This is a genomic window from Biformimicrobium ophioploci, from assembly GCF_030270605.1.
Taxonomy (GTDB): domain Bacteria; phylum Pseudomonadota; class Gammaproteobacteria; order Pseudomonadales; family Cellvibrionaceae; genus Biformimicrobium; species Biformimicrobium ophioploci.
Window position 1 is genome coordinate 391,509 of the sequence record NZ_BSYJ01000004.1, and the last position, 22,920, is coordinate 414,428.

21 protein-coding genes are annotated in these 22,920 nt (G+C 59.4%); 12 read left to right on the forward strand and 9 right to left on the reverse strand.

Going from position 1 to position 22,920, the window contains the following annotated elements:
- Positions 1 to 143: 143 nt before the first annotated feature.
- Both QSJ80_RS11480 and QSJ80_RS11485 read right to left on the reverse strand, forming a co-directional pair.
- Positions 144 to 959 (reverse strand): alpha/beta hydrolase, encoded by an 816-nt coding sequence (locus tag QSJ80_RS11480; RefSeq protein ID WP_285764594.1) that lies wholly within the window; start codon positions 957 to 959, stop codon positions 144 to 146.
- Position 960: 1 nt separating this feature from the next.
- Positions 961 to 1,533 (reverse strand): DUF924 family protein, encoded by a 573-nt coding sequence (locus tag QSJ80_RS11485; protein WP_352176388.1) that lies wholly within the window; start codon positions 1,531 to 1,533, stop codon positions 961 to 963.
- An 85-nt stretch (positions 1,534 to 1,618) separates the two neighbouring features.
- On the opposite strand from QSJ80_RS11485, the gene QSJ80_RS11490 reads away from it, so the two are divergent.
- On the forward strand, positions 1,619 to 3,592 hold the full coding sequence (locus QSJ80_RS11490) for a BCCT family transporter (RefSeq protein ID WP_285764595.1): 1,974 nt from the start codon (positions 1,619 to 1,621) through the stop codon (positions 3,590 to 3,592).
- Here QSJ80_RS11490 and QSJ80_RS11495 read toward each other — a convergent pair.
- Positions 3,589 to 5,145, reverse strand: coding sequence for a sodium:solute symporter family protein (locus QSJ80_RS11495; protein ID WP_285764596.1), 1,557 nt, complete (start codon positions 5,143 to 5,145; stop codon positions 3,589 to 3,591). The two genes, QSJ80_RS11490 and QSJ80_RS11495, sit on opposite strands and share 4 nt — an antisense overlap.
- Positions 5,146 to 5,364: 219 nt before the next feature.
- On the opposite strand from QSJ80_RS11495, the gene QSJ80_RS11500 reads away from it, so the two are divergent.
- The 8 genes from QSJ80_RS11500 to QSJ80_RS11535 all read left to right on the forward strand — a co-directional run bounded on the left by QSJ80_RS11500 (position 5,365) and on the right by QSJ80_RS11535 (position 12,956).
- A complete protein-coding gene (locus tag QSJ80_RS11500) occupies positions 5,365 to 5,949 on the forward strand; it encodes a cytochrome b (RefSeq protein ID WP_285764597.1) in 585 nt (194 codons plus the stop codon).
- A 183-nt stretch (positions 5,950 to 6,132) separates the two neighbouring features.
- Complete coding sequence (locus QSJ80_RS11505; protein WP_285764598.1) at positions 6,133 to 6,711, forward strand: YceI family protein; 579 nt, start codon at positions 6,133 to 6,135, stop codon at positions 6,709 to 6,711.
- A gap of 107 nt (positions 6,712 to 6,818) precedes the next feature.
- Positions 6,819 to 7,271, forward strand: a complete 453-nt coding sequence (locus tag QSJ80_RS11510; protein WP_285764599.1) for a methyltransferase family protein — start codon at positions 6,819 to 6,821, stop codon at positions 7,269 to 7,271.
- 3 nt (positions 7,272 to 7,274) lie between these two features.
- Positions 7,275 to 8,474, forward strand: coding sequence for a chromate efflux transporter (chrA, locus tag QSJ80_RS11515; protein ID WP_285764600.1), 1,200 nt, complete (start codon positions 7,275 to 7,277; stop codon positions 8,472 to 8,474).
- Positions 8,475 to 8,663: 189 nt separating this feature from the next.
- Complete coding sequence (parC, locus tag QSJ80_RS11520) at positions 8,664 to 10,913, forward strand: DNA topoisomerase IV subunit A (protein ID WP_285764601.1); 2,250 nt, start codon at positions 8,664 to 8,666, stop codon at positions 10,911 to 10,913.
- A 303-nt stretch (positions 10,914 to 11,216) separates the two neighbouring features.
- Positions 11,217 to 11,423, forward strand: coding sequence for a cold-shock protein (locus QSJ80_RS11525; RefSeq protein WP_285764602.1), 207 nt, complete (start codon positions 11,217 to 11,219; stop codon positions 11,421 to 11,423).
- 684 nt (positions 11,424 to 12,107) lie between these two features.
- Positions 12,108 to 12,500 carry a rhodanese-like domain-containing protein gene (locus QSJ80_RS11530; RefSeq protein WP_285764603.1) on the forward strand — a complete coding sequence of 131 codons (393 nt, stop codon included), beginning with the start codon at positions 12,108 to 12,110 and terminating at the stop codon, positions 12,498 to 12,500.
- Between the two features lie 168 nt (positions 12,501 to 12,668).
- A complete protein-coding gene (locus QSJ80_RS11535) occupies positions 12,669 to 12,956 on the forward strand; it encodes an encapsulin-associated ferritin-like protein (protein ID WP_285764604.1) in 288 nt (95 codons plus the stop codon).
- 47 nt (positions 12,957 to 13,003) lie between these two features.
- On the opposite strand, the gene QSJ80_RS11540 is transcribed toward QSJ80_RS11535, so the two are convergent.
- Positions 13,004 to 13,450 (reverse strand): DUF6746 family protein, encoded by a 447-nt coding sequence (locus QSJ80_RS11540; protein WP_285764605.1) that lies wholly within the window; start codon positions 13,448 to 13,450, stop codon positions 13,004 to 13,006.
- Between the two features lie 150 nt (positions 13,451 to 13,600).
- On the opposite strand from QSJ80_RS11540, the gene QSJ80_RS11545 reads away from it, so the two are divergent.
- On the forward strand, positions 13,601 to 15,454 hold the full coding sequence (locus QSJ80_RS11545) for a putative nucleotidyltransferase substrate binding domain-containing protein (RefSeq protein ID WP_285764606.1): 1,854 nt from the start codon (positions 13,601 to 13,603) through the stop codon (positions 15,452 to 15,454).
- Positions 15,454 to 16,101, forward strand: a complete 648-nt coding sequence (locus QSJ80_RS11550; RefSeq protein ID WP_285764607.1) for a 3'-5' exonuclease — start codon at positions 15,454 to 15,456, stop codon at positions 16,099 to 16,101. The genes QSJ80_RS11545 and QSJ80_RS11550 overlap by 1 nt, the downstream gene beginning before the upstream one ends.
- 27 nt (positions 16,102 to 16,128) lie before the next feature.
- Here the strand turns inward: QSJ80_RS11550 and QSJ80_RS11555 are convergent, their stop codons facing one another.
- The 5 genes from QSJ80_RS11555 to aceK all read right to left on the reverse strand — a co-directional run bounded on the left by QSJ80_RS11555 (position 16,129) and on the right by aceK (position 21,286).
- Positions 16,129 to 16,569 carry a DUF2147 domain-containing protein gene (locus tag QSJ80_RS11555; protein WP_285764608.1) on the reverse strand — a complete coding sequence of 147 codons (441 nt, stop codon included), beginning with the start codon at positions 16,567 to 16,569 and terminating at the stop codon, positions 16,129 to 16,131.
- Between the two features lie 115 nt (positions 16,570 to 16,684).
- Positions 16,685 to 17,287: a hemerythrin domain-containing protein gene (locus tag QSJ80_RS11560; RefSeq protein WP_285764609.1), complete on the reverse strand. Its 603-nt coding sequence runs from the start codon at positions 17,285 to 17,287 to the stop codon at positions 16,685 to 16,687.
- Positions 17,288 to 17,503: 216 nt separating this feature from the next.
- The gene (locus QSJ80_RS11565; protein ID WP_285764610.1) at positions 17,504 to 18,973 is read right to left on the reverse strand and encodes a protein adenylyltransferase SelO; all 1,470 of its coding nucleotides are present in this window, start codon (positions 18,971 to 18,973) and stop codon (positions 17,504 to 17,506) included.
- A 27-nt stretch (positions 18,974 to 19,000) separates the two neighbouring features.
- A complete protein-coding gene (locus QSJ80_RS11570) occupies positions 19,001 to 19,483 on the reverse strand; it encodes a hypothetical protein (protein ID WP_285764611.1) in 483 nt (160 codons plus the stop codon).
- 54 nt (positions 19,484 to 19,537) lie between these two features.
- Entirely contained in the window at positions 19,538 to 21,286 is a 1,749-nt protein-coding gene (aceK, locus tag QSJ80_RS11575; RefSeq protein ID WP_285764612.1) for a bifunctional isocitrate dehydrogenase kinase/phosphatase, read from the reverse strand.
- Between the two features lie 167 nt (positions 21,287 to 21,453).
- On the opposite strand from aceK, the gene QSJ80_RS11580 reads away from it, so the two are divergent.
- Positions 21,454 to 22,902 carry an NfeD family protein gene (locus QSJ80_RS11580; protein WP_285764613.1) on the forward strand — a complete coding sequence of 483 codons (1,449 nt, stop codon included), beginning with the start codon at positions 21,454 to 21,456 and terminating at the stop codon, positions 22,900 to 22,902.
- Positions 22,903 to 22,920: the final 18 nt, after the last annotated feature.

The window sequence follows — 22,920 nt, forward strand, 5'->3', positions numbered from 1 at the left end:
TCGTGATGCTCATTTATTCCCGATAAACTCCGCTCCCTCGCAGGCTTTCGCCTAGCCAGAGCTTCGCCGTTAACGGTTTAGTGGGTTAGTTTTAGGGAACTAATTTGCTCGTGCTGGCGGCGTTAAAAATTTACTCGGGATACTCATTTATTCCCGTCGAAAAATCGCGAGAAAAATAACAACTGGTAATCGATGGCGTTGTCCCAGTAGGGCCAACTGTGCCCGCCTGGACGCTCGGTGTAGTCGTGCCGCACGCCAGCCTGCAGCAGGGTGCGGTGCAGCTGCCGGTTGGCCTCGATCAGGAAGTCGTCACTGCCGCAGTCCAGTGTAATGGCCATGCCGCTGGCCTTGAGCGCCGCGGCATTGTTGGCGATGGTTTTCCGGTCCCAGAATGCCGCGTTCTTTTGCGGGTCGCCGAACACATCGGTCAGGCCGAATTTGCTCGAATGGCCACGAGGGCCGACCGCACCGCTGATGCTGCCCACCGCGCCGAAGGTATCCGGTGTATTGAGGGCGATATTGAGCGCACCGAAGCCGCCCATACTGAGGCCGGTGATCGCACGCTGCCCCTTTGCCGCGATGGTGCGGAAGTGACTATCGATAAAGTCCACCACCTCGCGGCCAATATAGGTACGGTAACGAAAGTCCCGCTGCACCGGGCTGTCCACATACCACTTGTCATAAGCGCCATCCGGCATCACCAGAATCATCTGCAACCGGTCGGCCTGTTGTTCGATTGCGGTCTTGTCAGTCCAGTTGCTGTGAGCGCCGGACCAGCCATGCAGGGCATAGGTCACCGGGTAACGCTGGCCGGATTCGGCATAACTGTCGGACAGCACCACGGTAGCCTGGTGTGCACGTGCCATGCCTTTGCTGGGGATGGTCACCTCGCGCACTTCATAGGCTGCGCTCGTTGCGCTGGCCAGTAGCGCCAGCAGCAATATGATTGTTCGTTTCAATTCAGAATCCTGATCCCGGTTGTTTCAGAAACTCGATTTCCTCGGCGGTCGATGCGCGCCCGAGGATCGCATTGCGGTGCGGGTAGCGGCCAAACCGGTCGATGATGTCCTTGTGCATCTTTTCGTAAGTGAGGCTGTCTGCCATCCCCGGCTGGTCATACAGACGCACGGCCTGGGCGTGGATCACCGGCGACTCGCTGTGCATATAGGGCATGTAGAAGAATACGCGGCGGCGGGTTTCAAGCTGCTGGTCCGCGCCACAGTGCACGGCTTCCTGCGCCAGTGCCAGTGCCAGCGCATCCTGGGCAAAAGCGCCGGGGGTATCGCGGTGGATATTGCGGGAGAATTGGTCCAGCACGATGATCTCGGCGAGGCGGCCATCCGGGGCCTCGCGCCAGTGTGCCAGTTCGCAGCGGCTTGCCGATTCCAGGGTCCTGCCAAAACGCTGCTGCAAGAGCTGGTCGAAGTCCACACTCTTGCGAAACCAGTAGCTGGGGTCGATTTCGTTAAACCAGAAGTTGATAACGTCCTTGTATTCCATGGCTGCAGCCGGCTGGGAGTTTGTCCTATTCACGCAGACGCTGCCGCAAAAATCAACTGCCATCCCGGCACCTTGTCTACCTTTAATACAGAAATTCGAAATTCTGACCAGGAATGTCATGTCCAGCAACGGCGAGCACGGATTACTTGCGCGTATTCGATCCAGAAGCCAGCTCAGCCTGCCGGTTGCCCTGCCTGCCGCGATCCTGATCGGTGCCTTCGTACTGTTTGGCACCCTGTACACCAAGTCGGCCGCGGGCCTGTTTTCTGCCCTGCAAACCGGCATCGTCGAGCGCTTTGGCTGGTTGTACCTGATTTCCGTGGCCTTCTTCACGGTGTTCTGCATTGTGCTGATGTTCTCCCGCTACGGTGATGTCAAGCTGGGCCTCAATCACGAGGAGCCCGAGTACGGCTTTCGCTCCTGGTTCGCGATGCTGTTCAGTGCCGGCATGGGCATCGGCCTGATTTTTTACGGCGTGGCGGAACCGCTGACACATTATGTGGAGCCGCCACTGCAGGCGGGGTCGACCCCGTCGGCCGCGCGTAACGCCATGGCCATCACTTTTTTTCACTGGGGTATTCACGCCTGGGCGATCTACGCGGTGGTGGGAATGTGCCTCGCCTACTTTTCCTTTCGTCACAAGCTGCCCCTGACGCCGCGCTCGGCGCTCTATCCGTTGCTCGGCGACAAAATCTATGGGCCGATCGGCCACGCCGTCGATGTTTTTGCGGTACTCGGCACCCTGTTTGGCGTGGCGACTTCCCTGGGGCTGGGGGTGATGCAGATCAATGCGGGTATCAGCCACCTGACCGGGGTCGGCCAGAACGTGACGGTGCAGATACTGCTGATCGCGGGGGTCACCGCCATTGCCACGCTTTCGGTGGTGGCGGGGCTGGATGCGGGCATCAAACGGCTCAGTATCGGCAACCTGGTAATGGCGGTGGCGCTGATGCTGTTCATCCTGGTTGTTGGTAATACCGGCGAGCTCCTGAATGCGTTCGTGCAGAATATCGGCACCTACCTCGACAGTGTGCTGCCGCGCACGTTCAATATGTACGCCTATGTGGATTCCGCCGACTGGCTGTCCAAGTGGACCCTGTTCTACTGGGGCTGGTGGATCGCGTGGTCACCGTTTGTGGGGATGTTTATCGCGCGGGTTTCACGTGGGCGCACCATCCGCGAGTTTTTGATGGGGGTGCTGTTCGTGCCAGTGGGGTTTACCTTCCTGTGGATGACGGTGCTGGGTAATTCTGCCCTCGGTATCGAGCAGGCGGACCCGGGCTCCCTGTCCGAGATCGTCAAGGATAACCTGCCAATTTCCCTGTACCAGTTCCTGGAGCAGTTCCCGTGGGCCGCGTTTACTTCGACCCTGGCGACTCTTTTGATCGTGACGTTCTTCGTGACCTCCGCAGATTCCGGTTCACTGGTAATCGACACCATTACCTCCGGTGGCAGGGAGCATCCGCACACCTGGCAGCGGGTGTTCTGGGCGGTCTCGGAGGGTGCGGTGGCCGCCATATTGTTGCTGGCCGGCGGCCTGTCGGCGTTGCAGACGGCATCCATCATGAGTGCACTGCCATTTGCCGCGGTGATGCTGGTGATGTGCTTTGGGCTCTACAAGGGGCTCAGCGATGAAAAGATCCGCATGGATATGCGTGTGCGCCATATGGGGCAGGCGGCATCTGCCGGCGGAGGCGCCTGGCAGGACCGCCTGAAGGCAGTGGTGACCGAGCAGGAGAAGGACGATGCGCACCTGTTCCTGACTACAACTTGCTGGCCGGCCCTGCGCATGGTGTGCGATGAACTGCTGGAGCTGGGCCTGAACGCGAAGGTGGTGCGCGACACCGACAAGGTGGTTTTGACCGTGGACTACGGCGAGGAACCGGACTTTATCTACGGCGTGCACCTGACCCGACACGAGGCCCAGAGCGGTGAAGAGGAGGCGGAAGACACCCATTACTATCGCGCCGATGTGCACTTGCGCAAGGGCGGCCAGGACTATGACATCCTGGGCTATTCACGCGAGCAGGTGATCAATGACCTGCTCGCGCACTACGACCGCCATATCCAGTTCCTGCACGCCACCCGCTAGGCTCTTTCCCACACGGTCAGGTTGGTCAGGTCCTTGCGCGCCGGTAGCAGCCAGCGTCCCGCCGCATAGCCCACGAAGAACATCAGCAGGTTACCGATGATCGCGGTGTAATAGGCATCGAACGGCATCTGCAATGCCGCAGGCAGCAGGCCTTTCTTGTCCAGGATGGTCCACAGGGTAAACAGCATGGTGCAGCCGATGCCGACCCAGGCTGCGCGCGCATCCGCCTGGCGAGTGAAGAAGCCGAGCATAAACAGGCCCAACAGGCCGCCGCCGAGCAGCGACACCAGGATGGTGGCGGTGTCCTGCAGGGTCTTGGTCTCGGATTCGTAGATGTAGATGGCGCCCAGGATCATAAACGCCGCGGCGGCACAGCCCACCAACTTGGCCACCAGCAGGTAGTGGCGATCGTCGCGGCCTTTGGCGATGTGGCGCTTGTAGGCATCGATCACCGACACCGTGGAAATGGCGTTGATGCTGGAATCCAGCGAGGACATGGCAGCCGCCAGCGCTGCGGCGATCACCAGTCCCACCAGCCCCACCGGCAGTTCATTCATGATAAAGAACGGCAGGATCTGCTCGGCCTTGCGCGTGCCGTCGAGCATTTCGGTGGCTTCCACGGCGGGGAACGCCTGGAAATACACGAACAGGGCAGTGCCCAGGAACATATAGAACGCCCAGATTGGCAGGCTCGCAGCGGCGCACACAAACATGCCGCGGCGCGCTTCCTCGGTGGAGCGGGCGGCAACGTAGCGCTGCACGGTGTTCTGGTTGCTGGCGTATTCGGTCAGCCAGGACGTGAGGCCGAGAATCAGCATCATGGTGGCGGTCTTCTCCGCGAAAGAAAGCTCCCAGGTCACCGGGTGCAGCTGCCCGTCCGCACGCAGCTCGGAGAATGACAGCTTGTTGAACTCGCCGGCCACCTCGAATATCTGCCCCATTCCGCCGGGCAGGGCGTGCACGATGATCGCCAGGCAGATCAGGCCGCCGAGGGTCAGCACGATGGTCTGGATCACGTCGGTCCAGATCACCGCGTTGATGCCACCGAGGATGGTGTAGGCCGCCACGAACACGCCGCTCACCACGATGCAGGTGATGGTATCGAGGCCGGTCATTTCGTGCACCAGCAGCGACAGCAGGTACAGGATGGTGCTGATACGCACCAGCTGTGCGAGGACGAAGGCCGCGGCGCCGTAGACGCGCACGCTCGGGCCAAAGCGGTCTTCCAGGTACTGGTAGGCGGTGGTGACATTCTTGCGGCGGAAGAATGGCAGGAATACATAGGCTGCTATCAGTATGCCGATCGGCAGCATCAGGTTTGGCAGGTAGCGCAGCCACGCGGTCTTGTAGGCGTCGGCCGGGTAGGCGAGGAACGTCACGGAACTGATGGAGGTGCCCACCAGGCTGAGGCCGATGACCCAGCCGGAAAAGCGCCGGCTGCCAACAAAGTATTCCTCGGTGGAGGTGTTGCGGCGGGAGAAATACCAGCCCATCCACAGCATGGCGAGCATATAGCCGGCCAGCACGGCCAGGTCGATCCAGTGTAATTGCATAGGGTTCTCGCGATTCTCGTCGGTGGCACCCGGCTTCTTTGCGGCTGTTTAATTGGGCGCCATATCTGCTGCGGCAAAGATATCATATCGCCTCTCCCGCCGGGGGAGGGGGTGGCGCTGGCTGATACGAATTGATACAAAAGGGGCCTGCAGGGCGGGGTCGACCGTTCGTCCATGATGGTAATAAGGTCTCAAACTCAGGATTCAGCAGGTCGCATCATGTCTCTCTCGCCCAGCACACCCCGCTCAGGACTGCTCAACACCGAACAGCGCTGGGGCTCTGCCGCCATCCTGTTCCACTGGATCACCGCACTGGTGATACTCGGCCTGTTCGGGCTCGGCCTGTGGATGGTGGAACTGGATTACTACGACGCCTGGTACCAGCGCGCGCCGGCCATTCACAAGGCGGCGGGCATCCTGCTTGGCCTGTGGCTGCTGTTGCGCCTGGGCTGGCGCCTGCTGACGCCGGACCCGGACCCGGTTTACGCCCATACCCCCATGCAGCGCTTCCTCGCCCATGTGGCCCACGTCGGCATGTACATCCTGATATTCGCGTTGATTGTGACCGGCTACCTGATCTCCACCGCAGACGGGCGCGGCATCGATGTGTTCGGCTGGTTCGAGGCACCCGGGTTCGGCGAGTTCATCGTCAACCAGGAGGATATTGCCGGTGAGGTGCACGAGTGGCTGGCCTATATCCTGATGGCTATAGTGGGGGTGCATGCGGTTGCCGCGATTTATCACCAGTTCATCCAGAAAGACGGAACTCTGGGCAGGATGTGGTTTCAAAGGCCGCGAAGATAAATCAATGGGGTCAGAGCGATAGCTCTGACCCCATTGATTCGGACTTGCGGGGTCAGAGCAGGCGCTCTGACCCCTGTGTTCAGACTTATGGGGTCAGAACTCTGGTTCTGAGTCCATCGGGTCGGATTATTCTTGGGGTCAGAACTTTGGTTCTGACCCCTTCTATCTAAGGGACTAGATAACATGAAAAAACTCCTCGCTTCCGCAGCACTCGCCACAGCGACTCTGGCGATGTCTGCACTGGCAACCGCTGCCGACTACAAGATCGACACCAAGGGCGCGCACGCTTCCATCACCTTCAAGATCCAGCACCTGGGTTACAGCTGGCTGCACGGCCGTTTCAATACCTTTGATGGCGGTTTCAGCTACGATGCCGACAAGCCGGAAGCATCCAGTATCAATGTGGAAATCGATACCGCCAGTGTCGACTCCAACCACGCAGAGCGCGACAAGCACCTGCGCAGCAAGGACTTCCTGAACGTCAGGAAGCACCCCAAGGCTACGTTTGTCAGTACTTCGATCAAGGACAGCGGCAACGGCAAGATGGCGGTTACCGGGGACCTGACCCTGAATGGCGTAACCCGCTCCATCGTGATCGATGCGGAGAAAGTGGGTGAGGGCAAGGACCCGTGGGGTGGTTACCGCGCCGGCTTTACCGGCACCACCAGGCTCAAGCTGAAGGACTTCAATATCGAGAAGAGCCTCGGCCCGGCTGCTACCCATGTGGAAATGGTGCTGGATGTGGAAGGGATTCGTCAGTAATTGAGAAAGCAACTTTGAAAAGGCCGGCCATGCCGGCCTTTTTTGTGCCTGCGGTTTGGTGCAGTATCTGACCTGACTGGAACGTTGCTTTCACGCAAGGAGCGGGCATGAATAACAAGATTCCACCCCCGGTAGTTGGCCTGACGGTTGTGCTGTTAATGTGGGGTACCAGCAGTGCCTTGGCAGAAATAAATTTTAATGCGACGTGGCAGTTGCCGGTAGCAATACTGGTGGGACTGCTCGGGTTCGCTGTGAGTATTGCGGGCTTGCTCGCATTCCGCCGTGTGCAGACCACCGTCAACCCAATGAATCCTGAGGAGGCATCCAGCCTGGTGGACTTCGGTATCTTCCGCTATAGCCGCAATCCTATGTATCTTGGCCTGCTGTTGGTGCTGGCAGGGTTCGCTATCTGGTTCGGCAATCCGCTCAATTTTTTCTGGCTGGTGTTCTTCGTGCTGTTTATCAGTCGCTTCCAGATTGCTCCGGAAGAGCGTGTCCTGCAGGAGAAGTTTCCCGAGGCGTTTGCCGACTACTGTGCGCGGGTGCGGCGCTGGATCTGATCAATGGTGCACAACCGGGAGCGCAGCTGGCGCGAAGTCTTCATCGCATTCCTGAAGCTTGGCCTCACGTCATTCGGCGGGCCCATCGCGCATATCGGCTACTTCCGCACTGAACTGGTGGAGAGGCGCCGCTGGGTCGACGATACCCAGTTCGCGCAGCTGCTGGCGGTGTGCCAGTTCCTGCCGGGGCCGGCCAGTAGCCAGCTGGGCTTCAGTCTGGGACTGTCCCGGGCCGGATGGGCCGGTGCACTCGCGGCATTTATCGCCTTTACCCTGCCTTCCGTCATCCTGCTATTGCTTTTCGCCGCCGCCCTGCCGCAGATGCCGGAGGCGGTGCAACAGCTGCTGGTGCACGCGCTCAAGCTGGTGGCGCTGGCGGTGGTGGCGCAGGCGGTGCTGGCGATGGCGAAGGGGCTGTGCCCGGACTGGCCCAGGCGCCTGCTCGCAGTGGCTGCTGCAGTGTTTATCCTGTGGCAGGACTCCGCCATCGCGCAGCTGCTGGCGGTGCTGGCCGGGGCTGTAATCGGACTGGCGGCGTTCAGGGAGGCAGGCAGGCCTTCTACCGTCGAGCTGGGTTTGCCAGTGTCACCGCGCAGCGGGTTGCTGCTGATTGTCCTGTTTTTCCTGCTGCTGTTTGGCCTGCCGCTGGCGGCAAAGCAGATGGGTGGCCTGGTGGCCGTGGGCGAGGCGTTCTATCGGGCCGGTGCCTTGGTGTTCGGGGGTGGCCATGTGGTGCTGCCGTTGCTAGAGCAGTCGGTGGTCGCACCGGGCTGGTTGTCACAGGAAGATTTCCTCGCCGGTTACGGTGCGGCTCAGGCCATTCCGGGGCCACTCTTTTCCGTAGCCGCGTTCTATGGCGCGCTCCTCGATAGCGGGCTCGGTGGCCTATCCGGTGCCATTACCGCGACCCTGGCCCTGTTCTTGCCGGGCTTCCTGCTGGTCGCGGGGGTCTTGCCGCTGTGGCAGAAGCTGTCCGGCAATCGCTATTCCGCGGGTGCGATCGCCGGCATCAACGCGGCGGTGGTGGGGGTGCTGGCGGCGGCGCTGTATAACCCGGTATTTACCAGTGCCGTTACCGGCATTGCCGACCTGGTGATTGCGCTGGTCGGGTTTGGCCTGCTGCAACTGAAGAAGTCTCCGCTCTGGGTGGTGGCCTGGTGCCTGCTTGCCGTGTTCGGCCTCGCCTCTCTATCTACCCCGTGACCCGGCCTTGTTCCGGCATATTCCCGGATATTGCCTTGTGAATGTGCAGTTTGCGGGCTTTTTGAGCGCTGCGGCCCGGATAAGCTCCCGCCTTTGAACCTTGTGCCTGTTGGCGCCATAATCCGGTGATTATCGTCTTGAAAGACCATCAGGCTATCGCCGTTAACTTGCCATCGAGAAGAATAAGGCATGAATGATGTAATCCCCGCCGAGGCCACAGAACGCCTCGCCCTGAAGGAATATACCGAAAAGGCGTACCTGGATTACTCCATGTACGTGATCCTGGACCGCGCCCTGCCCAATATCGGTGACGGCCTCAAGCCGGTGCAGCGCCGCATCATCTACGCCATGAGCGAGCTGGGCCTCAAGGCCAGCGCCAAGTACAAGAAGTCTGCGCGTACCGTCGGTGACGTGATCGGTAAGTACCACCCGCACGGTGACAGCGCCGTATATGAGGCCATGGTGCTGATGGCGCAGCCGTTCTCCTACCGCTACCCGCTGGTGGATGGCCAGGGCAACTGGGGCGCACCGGATGACCCGAAATCCTTCGCCGCCATGCGTTACACCGAGTCGCGGATGGGCAAGTACGCTGATGCGCTGCTGGCCGAGCTGGGCCAGGGCACGGTCGACTGGCAGCCGAACTTTGACGGCACCATGGACGAGCCCACGGTGCTGCCGGCGCGGGTACCGAATATCCTGATGAATGGCACCACCGGTATTGCCGTGGGTATGGCCACCGACATTCCGCCGCACAACCTGCGCGAAGTGGTGAATGCCACCGTACACCTGCTGGAAAACCCCAAGGCTACCGTGAGTGAGCTGTGCGAGTTTATCCAGGGTCCGGATATGCCCACAGAGGCGGAGATCATTACGCCGCGTGCCGAGCTGCACAAGATGTACGAGAGCGGCAAGGGGTCGCTCAAGATGCGCGCCGTGTGGCGCAAGGAAGATGGCGATATCGTCATTACCGCGCTGCCGCACCAGGTCAGTGGCGCCAAGGTGCTGGAGCAGATCGCTGCGCAGATGCAGGCCAAGAAACTGCCCATGGTCAACGACCTGCGCGACGAATCGGACCATGAAAACCCGACCCGCCTGGTGATCGTGCCCAAGTCCAACCGCGTTGATCTGGACCAGGTCATGGCGCACCTGTTCGCCACCACCGATCTTGAGCGCAACTACCGCGTCAATATGAACATGATCGGTATCGACGGTCGCCCGCAGGTGAAGTCGCTGGACAAGATCCTGGGCGAGTGGCTCAGTTTCCGTACTGTTACTGTGCGCCGCCGCCTGCAGTACCGCCTCGACAAGGTCGAGAAGCGCCTGCACCTGTTGGACGGTTTGCTGGTTGCGTTCCTGAATATCGATGAGGTGATCGAGATCATCCGGACCGAGGATGAGCCAAAAAAAGTGCTGATGAAGCGCTTCGACCTCACCGACGTGCAGGCGGACTACATCCTCGATACCAAGTTACGCCAGTTGGCCCGCCTCGAGGAAATGAAGATCCGCGGCGAGCAGGCCGAGCTGCAGAAAGAGCGCGATACCCTGGAAAAGACCCTCGGCTCCGCGCGCCGTCTCAAGACCCTGATCCGCAAGGAACTGGAAGCCGCCGCGGAAGAATTCGGGGACGAGCGCCGTTCGCCGATAGTCGAACGCGCGGAAGCGAAAGCTTTCAGCGAGACCGAACTGCTGTCTTCCGACCCGATTACCGTGGTGCTGTCCGCGAAGGGCTGGATCCGTGCGGCCAAGGGCCACGAGATCGACCCGACCGCACTGAATTACAAGGCCGGCGACGGCTACAAGTTTGCCGCACGCGGCAAGACCAACCAGAATGCGGTGCTGCTCGACAGTACCGGGCGCAGCTACGCCATCGCGGCACATGGCCTGCCGTCTGCGCGCGGTCAGGGCGAGCCGGTGACCGGCAAGATCAACCCGCCGTCTGGCGCCACTTTCGAAGGCCTGCTGATGGGTGCCGACGATGCGCGCATCCTGCTCGCCTCGGATGCTGGCTACGGATTCGTGGCCAAGCTCGGCGACCTCCAGTCCCGCAACAAGGCGGGCAAGGCCATGCTGACCCTGCCGAAGGGCGCGCGCGTATTGCCGCCGCAGCCGTTTGACGACAAGGAAGCGCTGCTCGCCGCGGTCACCACCGAAGGTCGCATGCTGGTATTCCCGGTCTCTGAACTGCCGGAACTGTCCAAGGGCAAGGGCAACAAGATCATCAATATCCCGTCTGCGCGTGCCGCCAGCCGCGATGAGCTGATGATTGGCCTGGCAGTACTCCAGCAGGGCGATGTGCTGGCGATTCATGCCGGCAAGCGCCACACCAAGATCAAGATCTCCGAGATGGATCACTACCAGGGTGAACGCGGCAGGCGCGGCAATAAGTTGCCACGTGGGTTCCAGAAGGTGGACCGGATCGAAGTGATCAGCAAAGGCTAAATGGAGAAAAATTGGGGTGCGATTTCGCGCCCCTTTTTATTTTCAGGCTCTGCCGGGGATCTGCGGAAAACTGATATATTTCTCCTGATCCAGAAAAATGCATTGGTGTAAGCCATTGTAATTAGGGGGGATATCACAACCTGATACGATACCCCCATGTGAATATGCGTCACTGTGACGCGTTTGATCGCGTCACAGTGCCACCGAATGGGCTTTATGAGCCGATTGGTTTCAATACCTTTTCTTGTGATGGTGATAGCGAGAAAAGGAATTAATACCTCACCAATCTAGTTAGAGAAAGATATGAGCACAGGAACCGTAAAGTGGTTTGATTCAGAAAAAGGCTATGGGTTTATTACTCCGGATGATGGCGGCAAAGATCTATTTGTCCATCATTCAGAAATCCAGAGCGGTGGTGGTTACGCAAGCCTCAACGATGGCCAAAAGGTTGAGTACGTCGTGGGACAGGGTCAGAAAGGCCCGTGTGCAACAAAAGTCGTTCCTCAGTAACGACACATAACCAGTGGCTGCAGTCGACCTGAAAAGCTTTGCTTCGCTTTTTGTGGTCGCTGCGCTTCTTCCATAAAAAGCTGGCAAAGCTACAGCCTCTCGGGCCTCCGCAGGACTCCCAGCATTCTTCGTGTCTTATGCGCGTAGCTTCGCGCTTATTTTCCACAATGAAATCACTCTCAAAATGGCTTATAACGGTTCTTTGCTTATTCGCTGCTATTGCGTGCTATGTCTTTGGGGTTCCTGCAGGAGGTGTTTTTTTCCTGTTTCTCGGTTTCTTCCTCGAGGGCATGTTTTGGCTCCGCGTATTTAAGCGGAGGTCAACGGGCAAGTAGGTGGTTCATTTTTTGCAAAATCGTAAGGAAGCTATATATGAGTAGCCAGCTGAGAGAGTGGTGGAAATCGATAGATAAGTCCGAGAAAAGCGGGCTATTGGTTTTGGGTGTATTCGCCGCTGGAATTTTTCTCTTTATGTCCGGAATCTGGATAGGTCAGGCGTTTGGAAAAGTTGTGTCCTGAGTAAGCTCACGGATAATTAGGACGTGGTGTTAGTTTGGGGTAGCTACGACTTTCATGTAGACGGGGAGTTTTCTCATTGGGGGGTTGGAAGTATTCAATCTCATGAAAGAGAACGATGTCTGGAAGGTTGCAAATATCGCTAATCACACAAGGAGAGTGTCGTAAATGGACGCGCAAATAGAGTATTACCAGAAGAAACTCAATTATGAGATCGATTCCTGGGATCTATATGATTCCCTGGGGGAAGGCGTAAATATAATCGTGATCGATGCGCGGTCACCAGAGGCGTTTCAGCAGCAGCACATACCTGGCGCACTCAATATCCCCCACCGTACGATGAATGCTGACACGATGGCGCACCTCGATAAATCCCTGGATTACGTGACTTACTGCGACGGCATCGGATGCAATGCCTCTACCAAGGCGGCGCTCAATATGGCCCGCCTTGGATTCAGGGTCAGGGAGCTGCTCGGTGGCCTGGATTGGTGGCAGAGAGATGGTTACGCGACCGAGGGCCTCAAGGCCACTTCAGGAAAGGAAGTGGTCTGCGGCTGCTGATTCGCTTCTTCTATCCGTAAGGACGTGCGCCGGCACCTGAACAGACTGACGAGCAGCTAATATTGAATCGTTGTCCGTATTTGCGGCAATCCCTGACATCTGGTGACACGCAGCTGGCAGGGAATTATGTATTTGCACTTGTCACTTGGAAGAAGGGGTACAGGGTCTATGGCGAATGAGGGCTACCACGAGCCGATTAATGAACTCTCGGATGAAACGCGTGACATGCACCGCGCGATAACCTCGCTAATGGAAGAGCTGGAGGCTGTCGACTGGTACAACCAGCGCGTGGATGCGTGTAAGGATGCTGAGCTAAAGGCCATACTCGCCCACAACCGCGACGAAGAGAAAGAGCACGCTGCCATGGTGCTGGAATGGATCAGGCGCACGGACCCGACGTTTGATCATGAGCTGAAGGACTACCTCTTCACCCACAAGCCCATCGCGCATGATTGAGCGCGGATAATATACGGGCGGTCACGGCGGCCCCTTAGTGGGGCCACTCAGGGCAGCCCGGCCGCGAAGGCCTGCGCCTGCTGCAGGTAGGTGCTCAGGTGGGTCTGGGTTTCCTCTTTACGGTTGTTCTCCGAATTGATGTGGACGGACTCAACAATCTCCGCGAGGCTTTTCGCCGACGCTTGCTGTGCCCCCTCCGAATGCTCCACGAAATACGCCAGGCTCTTTTCCAGCGAATAGGTAATCATATGGATGGCCTGCAATTCCGCTGCATCCAGTTTGGTCTTGGTCTGTAACTGCGCGGTTGTCGCCAGGAAAACGCGTTTGGCTTCCTCGTAGGTGGTGATGTCCGCCACCTTCAGGTGCTGGATGGGCTTTTCCTCAGCCAGCGCAGGCGTGCTGCCCGCAACGGTGGTGACAATCAGTAACAGGGCCGCGGTCGCCATCGAACAAGTCTTAATCGCGGCTGTTGCGATGGAAAGGATCTTTTTCACATCGGGTATCTCTTGGGGACTCGATCTGAGAATGATAATCATTGGTCTATGTGGCGGCAATGTGCGCTGACAGGCCTTTCACGAAAGTCTAATCGCTGCCCCGCGCCCGAGGGGGTAGGATGGGGGTAAACCCTGAAGAGACTGAGTGCCATGGCACTGGACCCCAAGCACCCCGAGATACAGGCCGTAGCGGATTTCCTGCGCGAATGCCTGCCGTTTGATGCGTTGCCAGAGCAAGCCCTGCAGGATACCGCACGGCAGATCGAGATTTCCTATCACCGCGCCGGGCACCGCTTCAGCGCCGCCAGCGATGTCTATGCATTGCGCCTGGTGCGCAGTGGTGCAGTTGAGATTCGCGCCAGCAACAACCGTCTGCTCGACCGCCTGGGTGAGGGCGAAAGCTTCAATATCCACGGGCTGGACACGGGGGATGAGGGTGTATCCGCCGTTGCGATTGAGGACAGCCTGATCTACCAGTTGCCGCGCAACCGTTACGAGTCATTGCGCACCCGCTTCCGTGATTTCGATCGTCACTTCCACAGCCAGCGCAGTCGCCGCTTGCGCCGGGCGGCCCGTTACCAGCCAAACGCCAACCTGATGATGCAGCCGATCGATGCGCACGTCAGCCGCGAGCCGCTGACGCTGCCGCCTACAACGCCCATACAGGAAGCCGCCGGGGCCATGTCTGAGCGACGGGTATCCTCGGTACTGGTGATGGACTCGGGGCAGCTTCTTGGCATCCTCACTGACCGTGACCTGCGCAGCCGTGCCCTGGCCAGGGGCCTGCCGCTGGATATGCCCATCGGCGAAATCATGACCCGGCCCTGTTCCAGTATTGAACTGGGTGCGAGTATTTTCGATGCCACCCTGCAGATGACCCAGGAGGGCATCCACCACCTGCCGGTGATGGACTCCAGTAGTGTCGCCGGCATCATTACCTCTTCAGACCTGATGCTGGCGCGCCGTAATGACCCGGTCTATCTGGTGCAACACATCGGTCGCCAGCAGGATACCGCCAGCATGCGCGCAATCGCTGCGGCCCTGCCAAGCCTGATGGTGGACGCGATCGGTGGCGGCATGCGCGCGCACCAGCTGAGCCGTGTGCTTACGGCGATCAGTGATGCAGTGACGCGGCGCCTGATCGAGCTTGCCATCAATGAACTGGGACCTGCGCCGGTGCCGTTCTGCTGGCTGGCATTCGGGTCCCAGGCGCGCGGCGAGCAGTTGATCGGTGCCGACCAGGACAATGGCCTGCTGATCGATGACAGCGCCACCGAGCAGGATATGGACTGGTTCCGGCGACTGGCGCAGATGGTCTGCGACGGGCTGAATGAATGTGGTTACGTGTACTGTCCCGGCAAGGTTATGGCCACGACGGACAAGTGGCGCCAGCGCCTTGCGGGCTGGCAACGCACAGTGGACAGCTGGACCCGCGCACCCAGCCCGGATGCGGTGATGCGGGTTTCGATTTTCTTCGACCTGCGCGCGGTCCATGGCGACAAGGGTTTGTGCCAGCGCCTGCAGAAACACATGCTGGCGCGTACCCGGGAAGACTCCATTTTCCAGGCCGCGCTGGCGGCCAACGTGCTCGAGCATACGCCGCCACTGGGGATATTCCGGCGCTTCCTGCTGGAGCGTAACGGCGAGCATCGCGACGAGTTCGACATCAAGAAGCGCGGGGTCATGCCGATTGTGGACCTGGTGCGCATACACGCACTGGCGAATGGTGTGGAAGCGGTCAATACCCGCGAGCGCCTGCGTGCGCTGATCGATTGCAAGGCGCTTACCATCGGTGATGGACGCAATATGCAGGACGCATTTGATACCATCCAGCAACTGCGCATCGAGAACCAGTGCCGCCAGGTGACCGACGGCGCGCGGGCGAGTAATTACCTCAATCCACGGGACCTGCCGGAACTTGAAAGGAAGCACCTGAAGGATGCCTTCACCGTGGTTAATGATGCGCAAGAGGCTTTGCGCCACCGGTACCGGCAGGGCCTGTAATGCTGCAGAACGCAATGCTCAGGGAGTTGTGGCTGCAATGGCAGCGGCGCAAGTGGCGTGCCAGGGCCACGCATCCGCTGCTGCAACGCCTGTTGGTCGATCCACTGCCCGACGGACATTTCAATGAAAGGCGTTATGTGGTGGCTGATCTGGAAACCACATCCCTGTCTGCGGCGGAAGGTGAGATTGCCAGTATCGGCTGGGTCGCGGTGGAACAGGGCAGGGTGCTGCTGGAAAGTGCGCGCCACTTCCATATCGCGGTGCGCGACGAGGTCGGGCAGAGTGCGGTCTTTCACCAGCTGACGGATACTGACCTCAAACAGGGGGTGGAGCTGCAGGTCGCGCTGGGGCACTTTCTTGGGGCAATCCGGGGTAGCACGCTGGTCTTCCACAACGCGCAACTCGATATGGCGTTCCTGAATGATGCCGTGCAGGCGCTATGGGGGGCGCCGCTACTGGTGCCGGTTGAGGACACCATGCAGTGGCAGCTACAGAGGCTGTCACGGCAGATGGAGGTGATACCGGATGGCGCGCTGCGGCTGTTTCAGTGTCGCGCCCGTTACGGGCTCCCGGACGCACCGGCACACGATGCGCTCGGGGACGCCATAGCCACCGCGGAGCTGTGGCTGGCGATCAACGCGGAATAGCTATGCGGGAAAAGGCTCCTAAGCCTGTTATTGCACCTTCTGCCAGACCTGGGTGCGGTAGAAGGGGCCGATATAGCCGCGTACCTTGAGCATATTGCCCTCGCGCCACATCTTGCAGCCGTAGACCTTGCCTGAGATCGGATCCATGATCTGACCTTCCTCATAGCGCCCGTCCACTTTGCGCATGCGCGTGACTACATCCATACCCACAAGCTTCTTGCCTTTCAGGTCGCCGGGACATTTTTCACAAACGGTGTCCTGTGGCTTCTGCAGCAGGCGCACGACCTTGCCGTACACCAGGCCGTTTTTCTCATAAATCTCGACGATGGATTTCGGCTGGCCGGTTTCATCGTCGATGGTGCGCCACTGGCCGACCACATCAGTGCTGGCAATGGCGGGTGCCGTCACCAGTGCAAGCAGGACAAGTGCGGCGAGCAGGGGGAAATGAACAGGAATATGTAGGCGCATTGACAGGCCTCCCGAGGTTCAGAGATAGGGGTAGGTTAGCGTGCGGACGTACCGGTCGCAAAGCTTTGCGACCGCTCTCAATTAGTTGGGCATACGGGAAGCGCAGATGGACGCTTCAGGGGTTCTCTGCGGCAGCCTCACGTTTCATGCCGGAGACCACATACTCGCGTGTCTGCTCGTAATCCTGCTTCATCAGCTTGTTCAGCGCAGAACTGATCTCGGGAGTGATACGTTCCACTTCCTGCCAGTCGTCAGGGCCGAACACCATTAACAGGTGCGGGAACAGCTCGGCGGTCTCCTGATTGATATGGCTGCGGTACTCGCTGATAAAGGTGCGGGTGCAGCCCACCAGCTGGTCGCGGCCGACAATGCAGCCATTGGCCACTGAGTTGAACAGTTGCCAGCACATCTTGCCCTGGTCCACCAGTGCATTGTGGGCGAGCAGGCTCTCGTCCACGATGTCTTTCTCGGTAGTGCGCTCGCGCAGCTTTTCCAGCAGCAGTGATTCTGACGGGTGGTGCCACTTCTCCGGGTAGGTATTGATGTAATCCAGGCCCGCAAGTAACAGTTCGAGGTTTTCTGCGCCAGACTGGCAATCCTGGAATCGGTCGAGGTAGTGATCCAGTGCGGTCAGTAGTTCCAGTAATTGGGTGTGGTCGCTGTAGAGCTGTGCAAGCAGGGCTGGGATTCCGGCCCGGTTTGAAGTGATCTCGTCCATTTCCCGCATCCCGATATAAGTTGGCCGATTATTGTTGTTGGCCACAAAGCTTAGACCATTGGCTAATGTCGGTTGCGAGGATGGCGTGGACTTCTTCGTGTTGCTGAAACGAGTGCCAGGTGGCCGCAATAAGTCACGCAATTTGTCGCGCATTTAGTCCCGTATTTTCCCGGCGTACCAGCGGGGGATGCAGCGCCAGCAACAGCGCAGTCCGCTTCAGCTGGAGCAGCTGATAGGCAGGTGTTTCTGTGCAGTCCCGGGCAGCGCGGCCCATTCGTCATTGCCGGAGTGCTCGTCAAAAGGCGCCTGCAGCAGGCTCATAAAGCGGTCCAGCGGGGCAAAATCCCCGCCTTCAGCCGCATCAATCACCCGCTGGGCGAGGAAGTTGCGCAGGATGAATTTTGGATTGGTGCGCAACATGGCCTGCTGCCGCTCGGCATCGGGGCGGGGCTCGGCCTTGAGGCGTGTATCGTAGCGCTGTAGCCAGTCTGCCAGCGGCGCCTGCTGCTCTGCACCGAACAGGTCGGAAAATGCCGGTGCACCCTCACCCGGGCTGTAGCGGCTCAGGCGACGGAAGAACGCCGGGTAATCTGCGCTGGCGTCTTCCAGCAGCTTCAGCAGCTGTGCGCACAGCCGGTCGTCGTCGGCGCCGGGTTGCTCAAACCCGAGCCTTGCCCGCATCAGGCCGGAGTAGTGCTGTACCAGCAGCGGCTCGAAGCGCTGCAACGTCTCGACGATGGCTTCGCGCGTCAAGAGGCCCGAAAGCGCATGCCCGAGTGCGTTCAGGTTCCAGAGTACCACGCCCGGCTGGCGCTCAAAGGCATAGCGGCCGGTGTGATCGGAATGATTGCAGATAAAGCCCGGCTCGTAGTCGTCGAGGAAACCGTAAGGGCCGTAATCGAAGGTGTCACCGATAATCGACATGTTATCGGTGTTGAGTACCCCGTGGGCGAAGCCCGCCGCCTGCCACTGCGCCACCAGCCGCGCGCTGCGCTTCATGGCCATTTCCAGGATGGCCGCGGCTTTTTCCGCCACGGACAGGTCTGCGGTTTGCGGCAGCTGTTCCGCACAGGTGAAATGCACCAGCTGCTCCAGCGCCTCATGCTGGCCGGTATAGAAAAAATGTTCGAAGTGGCCGAAACGGATATGGGTACGGGCCAGCCGAATCAACATGGCGCCGCTTTCAATCTTTTCCCGTACCACCGGTTCATCACTGCCGATGATGCACAGTGCCCGGGTGCTGGCAATGCCCAGTGCGTGCATCGCCTCGCTGCACAGGTATTCGCGGATGGTGGAGCGCAATACGGCGCGACCATCGCCAAAGCGCGAGTAAGGGGTCTTGCCGGCGCCCTTCAGGTGCAGGTCCCAGCGCTCGCCGTGAATCCCGCGGGCTTCGCCCAGCAGCAGGCCGCGGCCATCGCCGAGTTCAGGGTTATAGACACCAAACTGGTGCCCGGCATATTTCATGGCGAACGGTCGGCTGCCGCGGAACAGGCGCGCGCCGCAGCCGTACTCCGCCCAGGTCTGGGCGCTGTCGCGGCCGGGATTGAGACCGAGCAGCGCGGCTCCCGCCGGGTTGATATGGACCAGGTGCGGGTGCTCGAAGGGTTTTGGCTGAATGAACTGTCCGAACGGTTCGCCCAGGCTGGCGTACTGGTTACTGAGCTCTAGCTCGGAGAGGCGCATGGTATCCGGCGGGTACCCGTTATCGGCTTAATGGGGACTGAAGCCGATAAGTTTATCGCCCTCAAAGGAGAAGCGGAAGCGCTTGCCGGACTTGAGCTGCGAGGTGCAGCTGCTCTGTACCGTGATGCGCGGGTACTGTGGGGTGACAGCCCAGATGCTCTCCTCACCGGGCTCGGGACCGCGCTCGATCAGCCAGAAGTAATGGCCCTTGTCGCAGGGGACCTCGCTGGTGCAGGGCTCCTTGCCCCAGACATAGGCGATCACATCGTATTTGTCTGGCAGCGAGCGCTTCTCGTCGAAGGGTTGCTGCGGGTCGTCGGTGTACTCGAACAGGTCGTCAAATTTCAGCAGCTTGCTGTTGGCTGCGCCAAGGCCGCAGGCCGCCGGGTCTTCCTGCACACGCAAGGTGAGGGTGCCGGGTGGGCCCTGGGTGAGCCCGCAGCTGGTAAGGCCTGCCAGCGCCAGTAACAGAAGGGTAAGTCTCGGCGCGCGGAGAGGGTCGAGCGACATGTTTTTTTCCGGCAAATAGGAACACTTCAAAAAATATAGACCCGACCGCGCAGACTAAACGCCTGTTTCGGCCGGGCGGCGCTTGAAACGCCATTTGCGCCGGTAGGGGAAAGTGTCCTCGATGTGCCCGGCGCGAATTCTCTCCTGCAGGCCCTGCCAGAAGCGGTAATCGTACAGGTCGCTGTGCTGCGATTCGAACGCCTTGCGCGCAGTGGGGTTACCGGAAAAGAACAGGCGGAACTCTTCCGGGAATACATCCTCTTCCGCCACCGTGTACCAGGGCCGGTCTGCCAGTTCCTGCGCATCATCCCGCGCCTCCGGGATCTTGCGGAAATTGCACTCGGTGAGGTGGCAGATTTCGTCGTAGTCGTAGAACACCACGCGCTTGTGGCGCGTGACGCCAAAGTTCTTGAGCAGCATATCGCCGGGAAAAATATCGGCTGCGGCCAGTTGCTTGATGGCGTTGCCGTATTCTTCCATGGCCTCATAGGTCTGCTTTTCATCAGCGTGCTGCAGGTACAGGTTGAGCGGTTCCATGCGCCGTTCGACATACAGGTGCTTGATGATGATCCACTTGTCGGTGATCACCAGCTTGGAGGGGATGTCGCGCTTGAGTTCTTCCAGCAGTTCTTCACTGAAGCGGTTGCGATAGAAAATGAAATGGCTGTATTCCTGCGTATCTGCCATGCGCCCGACCCGGTCCGAGCGCGATACCAATTTGTAGCGATCGCGTACGATTTCCTCGGTGACGGTCTTGGGCTCGTCGAACTTGTCCTTGATCACCTTGAACACCACCGAATAGGACGGCAGCGTAAACACCGCCATCACCATGCCGCGAATGCCCGGTGCCACCACGAATTTGTCGTGGCTGGTTTTCATGTGCGCGATCATGTGCCGGTAGAACTCGGTCTTGCTGTGCTTGTGGAAGCCGATCGAGTTGTACAGCTCGGAAATGTCTTTCTGCGGCATGATGGTGGAGAGGAAGCGCACAAATCGCGACGGGATCGGCGCATCCACCATAAAGTGCGAGCGGGTGAAACTGAAAATGATACTGGTGCAGTCGCGGTCATAGATGACCGTGTCCACATAGATGCCATTGCCATCGTTGAGGCATGGCAGGATAAACGGCAGTACGCCATCGCCGGTGATCATACGCCCCACCAGGTAGGCGCCCTTGTTGCGATAGAACACCGATTCCAGCATATCGATACGCAGGTCACCGACGCCGGTCTCCACGTTCGCCAGTGGCCCGCGCATGAGGGTATCTGCGATCAGCTCCACATCCCGTGCGGCGTCCTCCCAATGGGTGGAAAACGCGTAATCCTCCATGATCTCCAGCAGCATGCTTTCCAGGCCCTTGCGGTCGCTGTAGCTGATGTAAATACTGTAATCGCGCAGCGGCTTGTCGTCCGGTGCGCGCGAAGGCTTTACGAAGATATTGCTATCATGGATATGCGCATGATCAAAGCATTTACAGAAAATGGAATTGAAGAAGGTCTCTGCAATTTCATAGTTGCGATGGTCCGCAATCAGCTGCGCATAGGTGGCGCGGGATTCTCTCCACAGTTCCAGCTGCGAAGTGTCCTTGGTGGTAACCGACTGCACCAGTTTCACTACCTGTCCGACTTTCAGCTTGTAGTGTTCCAGCCGCTCCTTGTTGGCCTGGCGAACGGCCTGCCAGGCTGCGGTTTCAAAACGCGCCTTGGCCCCCAGGGTGATGTTCTGGAAGTCAGCAAAATAGGCGTCGAAACCATTGAGAATGGTCTTTGCAATGCGCCGGGCCGTCGGTGAGTGATTTGTCATGCGTCTTATACTGCTGTTTCCGTGAAGGAATACTTTTGATAGTAACAGTTAGGGCTGCTCCATAACTGGCACTTCCGCCCGAATTAAATGGCGGAATCGTTTTGACCTCGCTGTGGTTTTTATATTACATAGTGGAGTGCGCCCATATACGACCTAGGACTGGCCAAATGGCGATTCGAGTGTTGCGCCCCTTTCTCTCCCTGATTTTTCTGTTTGTTCTGGCTGCCATGCCGCGCGCATGGGCCGACGGTAGTGTGGTACTGCTGAAGGTCGACGACGCAATTGGCCCGGCCATTGCCGATTACCTGGTGCGCGGTATCGAGGGTGCGCCGCGCAGTGGCGCGGATCTCGTCATTCTGCAGATGGACACCCCCGGCGGCCTCGATAAATCGATGCGGGATATCATCAAGGCTATCCTGGCGAGCCCGGTGCCGGTCGCCACCTTTGTTTATCCCCGCGGTGCGCGCGCCGCCAGCGCCGGCACCTATATCCTGTACGCGAGCCATATCGCGGCCATGTCACCGGCCACCAACCTCGGCGCCGCCACGCCGGTGCAGATCGGCGGCCCGCCAATGCCGGGTGGACAGCCCGGGCAGGATGCGCCCAGGCAGCCGCGCAAGGACCAGGATCGTCCGCAGCAGAGTGAAAGCGGCGACACCAATACCTCCGGAGAAAATGAGCGGGCGCAACAGGATCAGGACAAGGATGCCGGTGACGACAAGAAGTATGAGCCGGATACCGCCATAGAGCGCAAGCAGGTGAATGATGCCGTGGCTTATATCCGCAGCCTGGCTGAACTGCGCGGGCGCAATGCGGAATGGGCAGAGAAGGCCGTACGCGGGGGTGTCAGCCTGTCAGCGCAGGCGGCCCTGAACGAAAGCGTCATCGACCTGATGGCCAACGATGTTTCCGATCTGCTGCAGAAAATCAACGGCCGTACTGTGACCGTGCATGGGGTGGACAAGGTCATGGATACGGCCGCCTCGGAGGTGGTTACGGTGGAGCCGGACTGGCGCAACCGTTTCCTGCAGACCATTACTAACCCGAACATTGCCTACCTGCTGTTGTTGATCGGCTTCTACGGCATCATCCTGGAGTTTTACAGCCCGGGGGTGGGAGTGGCCGGTACCATCGGTGCGCTCGCTTTACTGACGGCTGCCTACGCGCTGCAGATGTTGCCGGTGAATGTGGCGGGGCTCGCGTTTATCGCGCTGGGCATTGGCCTGATGGTGATCGAGATGTTCTCGCCCAGTTTCGGGGTGGTGGGGCTCGGCGGCATTGTGGCGTTCGTGATGGGATCGATCTTCCTGATCGACAGCGAGGTCGAGGCCTTCAAGGTGGCGCGCCCCCTGATCGGCACCATTGCCGCGCTCGGTGGCGCAGGCCTGCTGATGATCATGCACGCACTGACCCGATCGCGGCAGCGCAAGGTGGTAACTGGTGCGGAGGCCATGATCGGACTGGAGGCGATTGCCGAGGAGAGTTTTGAGCATACCGGCCATGTGATGCTGGAGGGGGAGATTTGGCGCGCGCGCTGTGCCAGCCCCGTGAAGAAGGGAGACCGGCTCGAGGTGATCGCGGTAGAAGAGTTATGGTTGCAGGTACGGCATCGCTAGCTCGCTATCCATACAATG

Coding starts and splice junctions, on each gene's coding strand:
- QSJ80_RS11490 (WP_285764595.1), top strand. CDS start 1,619: ATGTCCAGCAACGGCGAGCACGGATTACTTGCGCGTATTCGATCCAGA.
- QSJ80_RS11495 (WP_285764596.1), bottom strand. CDS start 5,145: ATGCAATTACACTGGATCGACCTGGCCGTGCTGGCCGGCTATATGCTC.
- QSJ80_RS11500 (WP_285764597.1), top strand. CDS start 5,365: ATGTCTCTCTCGCCCAGCACACCCCGCTCAGGACTGCTCAACACCGAA.
- QSJ80_RS11505 (WP_285764598.1), top strand. CDS start 6,133: ATGAAAAAACTCCTCGCTTCCGCAGCACTCGCCACAGCGACTCTGGCG.
- QSJ80_RS11510 (WP_285764599.1), top strand. CDS start 6,819: ATGAATAACAAGATTCCACCCCCGGTAGTTGGCCTGACGGTTGTGCTG.
- chrA (WP_285764600.1), top strand. CDS start 7,275: ATGGTGCACAACCGGGAGCGCAGCTGGCGCGAAGTCTTCATCGCATTC.
- parC (WP_285764601.1), top strand. CDS start 8,664: ATGAATGATGTAATCCCCGCCGAGGCCACAGAACGCCTCGCCCTGAAG.
- QSJ80_RS11525 (WP_285764602.1), top strand. CDS start 11,217: ATGAGCACAGGAACCGTAAAGTGGTTTGATTCAGAAAAAGGCTATGGG.
- QSJ80_RS11530 (WP_285764603.1), top strand. CDS start 12,108: ATGGACGCGCAAATAGAGTATTACCAGAAGAAACTCAATTATGAGATC.
- QSJ80_RS11535 (WP_285764604.1), top strand. CDS start 12,669: ATGGCGAATGAGGGCTACCACGAGCCGATTAATGAACTCTCGGATGAA.
- QSJ80_RS11545 (WP_285764606.1), top strand. CDS start 13,601: ATGGCACTGGACCCCAAGCACCCCGAGATACAGGCCGTAGCGGATTTC.
- QSJ80_RS11550 (WP_285764607.1), top strand. CDS start 15,454: ATGCTGCAGAACGCAATGCTCAGGGAGTTGTGGCTGCAATGGCAGCGG.
- QSJ80_RS11555 (WP_285764608.1), bottom strand. CDS start 16,569: ATGCGCCTACATATTCCTGTTCATTTCCCCCTGCTCGCCGCACTTGTC.
- QSJ80_RS11560 (WP_285764609.1), bottom strand. CDS start 17,287: ATGGACGAGATCACTTCAAACCGGGCCGGAATCCCAGCCCTGCTTGCA.
- QSJ80_RS11565 (WP_285764610.1), bottom strand. CDS start 18,973: ATGCGCCTCTCCGAGCTAGAGCTCAGTAACCAGTACGCCAGCCTGGGC.
- QSJ80_RS11570 (WP_285764611.1), bottom strand. CDS start 19,483: ATGTCGCTCGACCCTCTCCGCGCGCCGAGACTTACCCTTCTGTTACTG.
- aceK (WP_285764612.1), bottom strand. CDS start 21,286: ATGACAAATCACTCACCGACGGCCCGGCGCATTGCAAAGACCATTCTC.
- QSJ80_RS11580 (WP_285764613.1), top strand. CDS start 21,454: ATGGCGATTCGAGTGTTGCGCCCCTTTCTCTCCCTGATTTTTCTGTTT.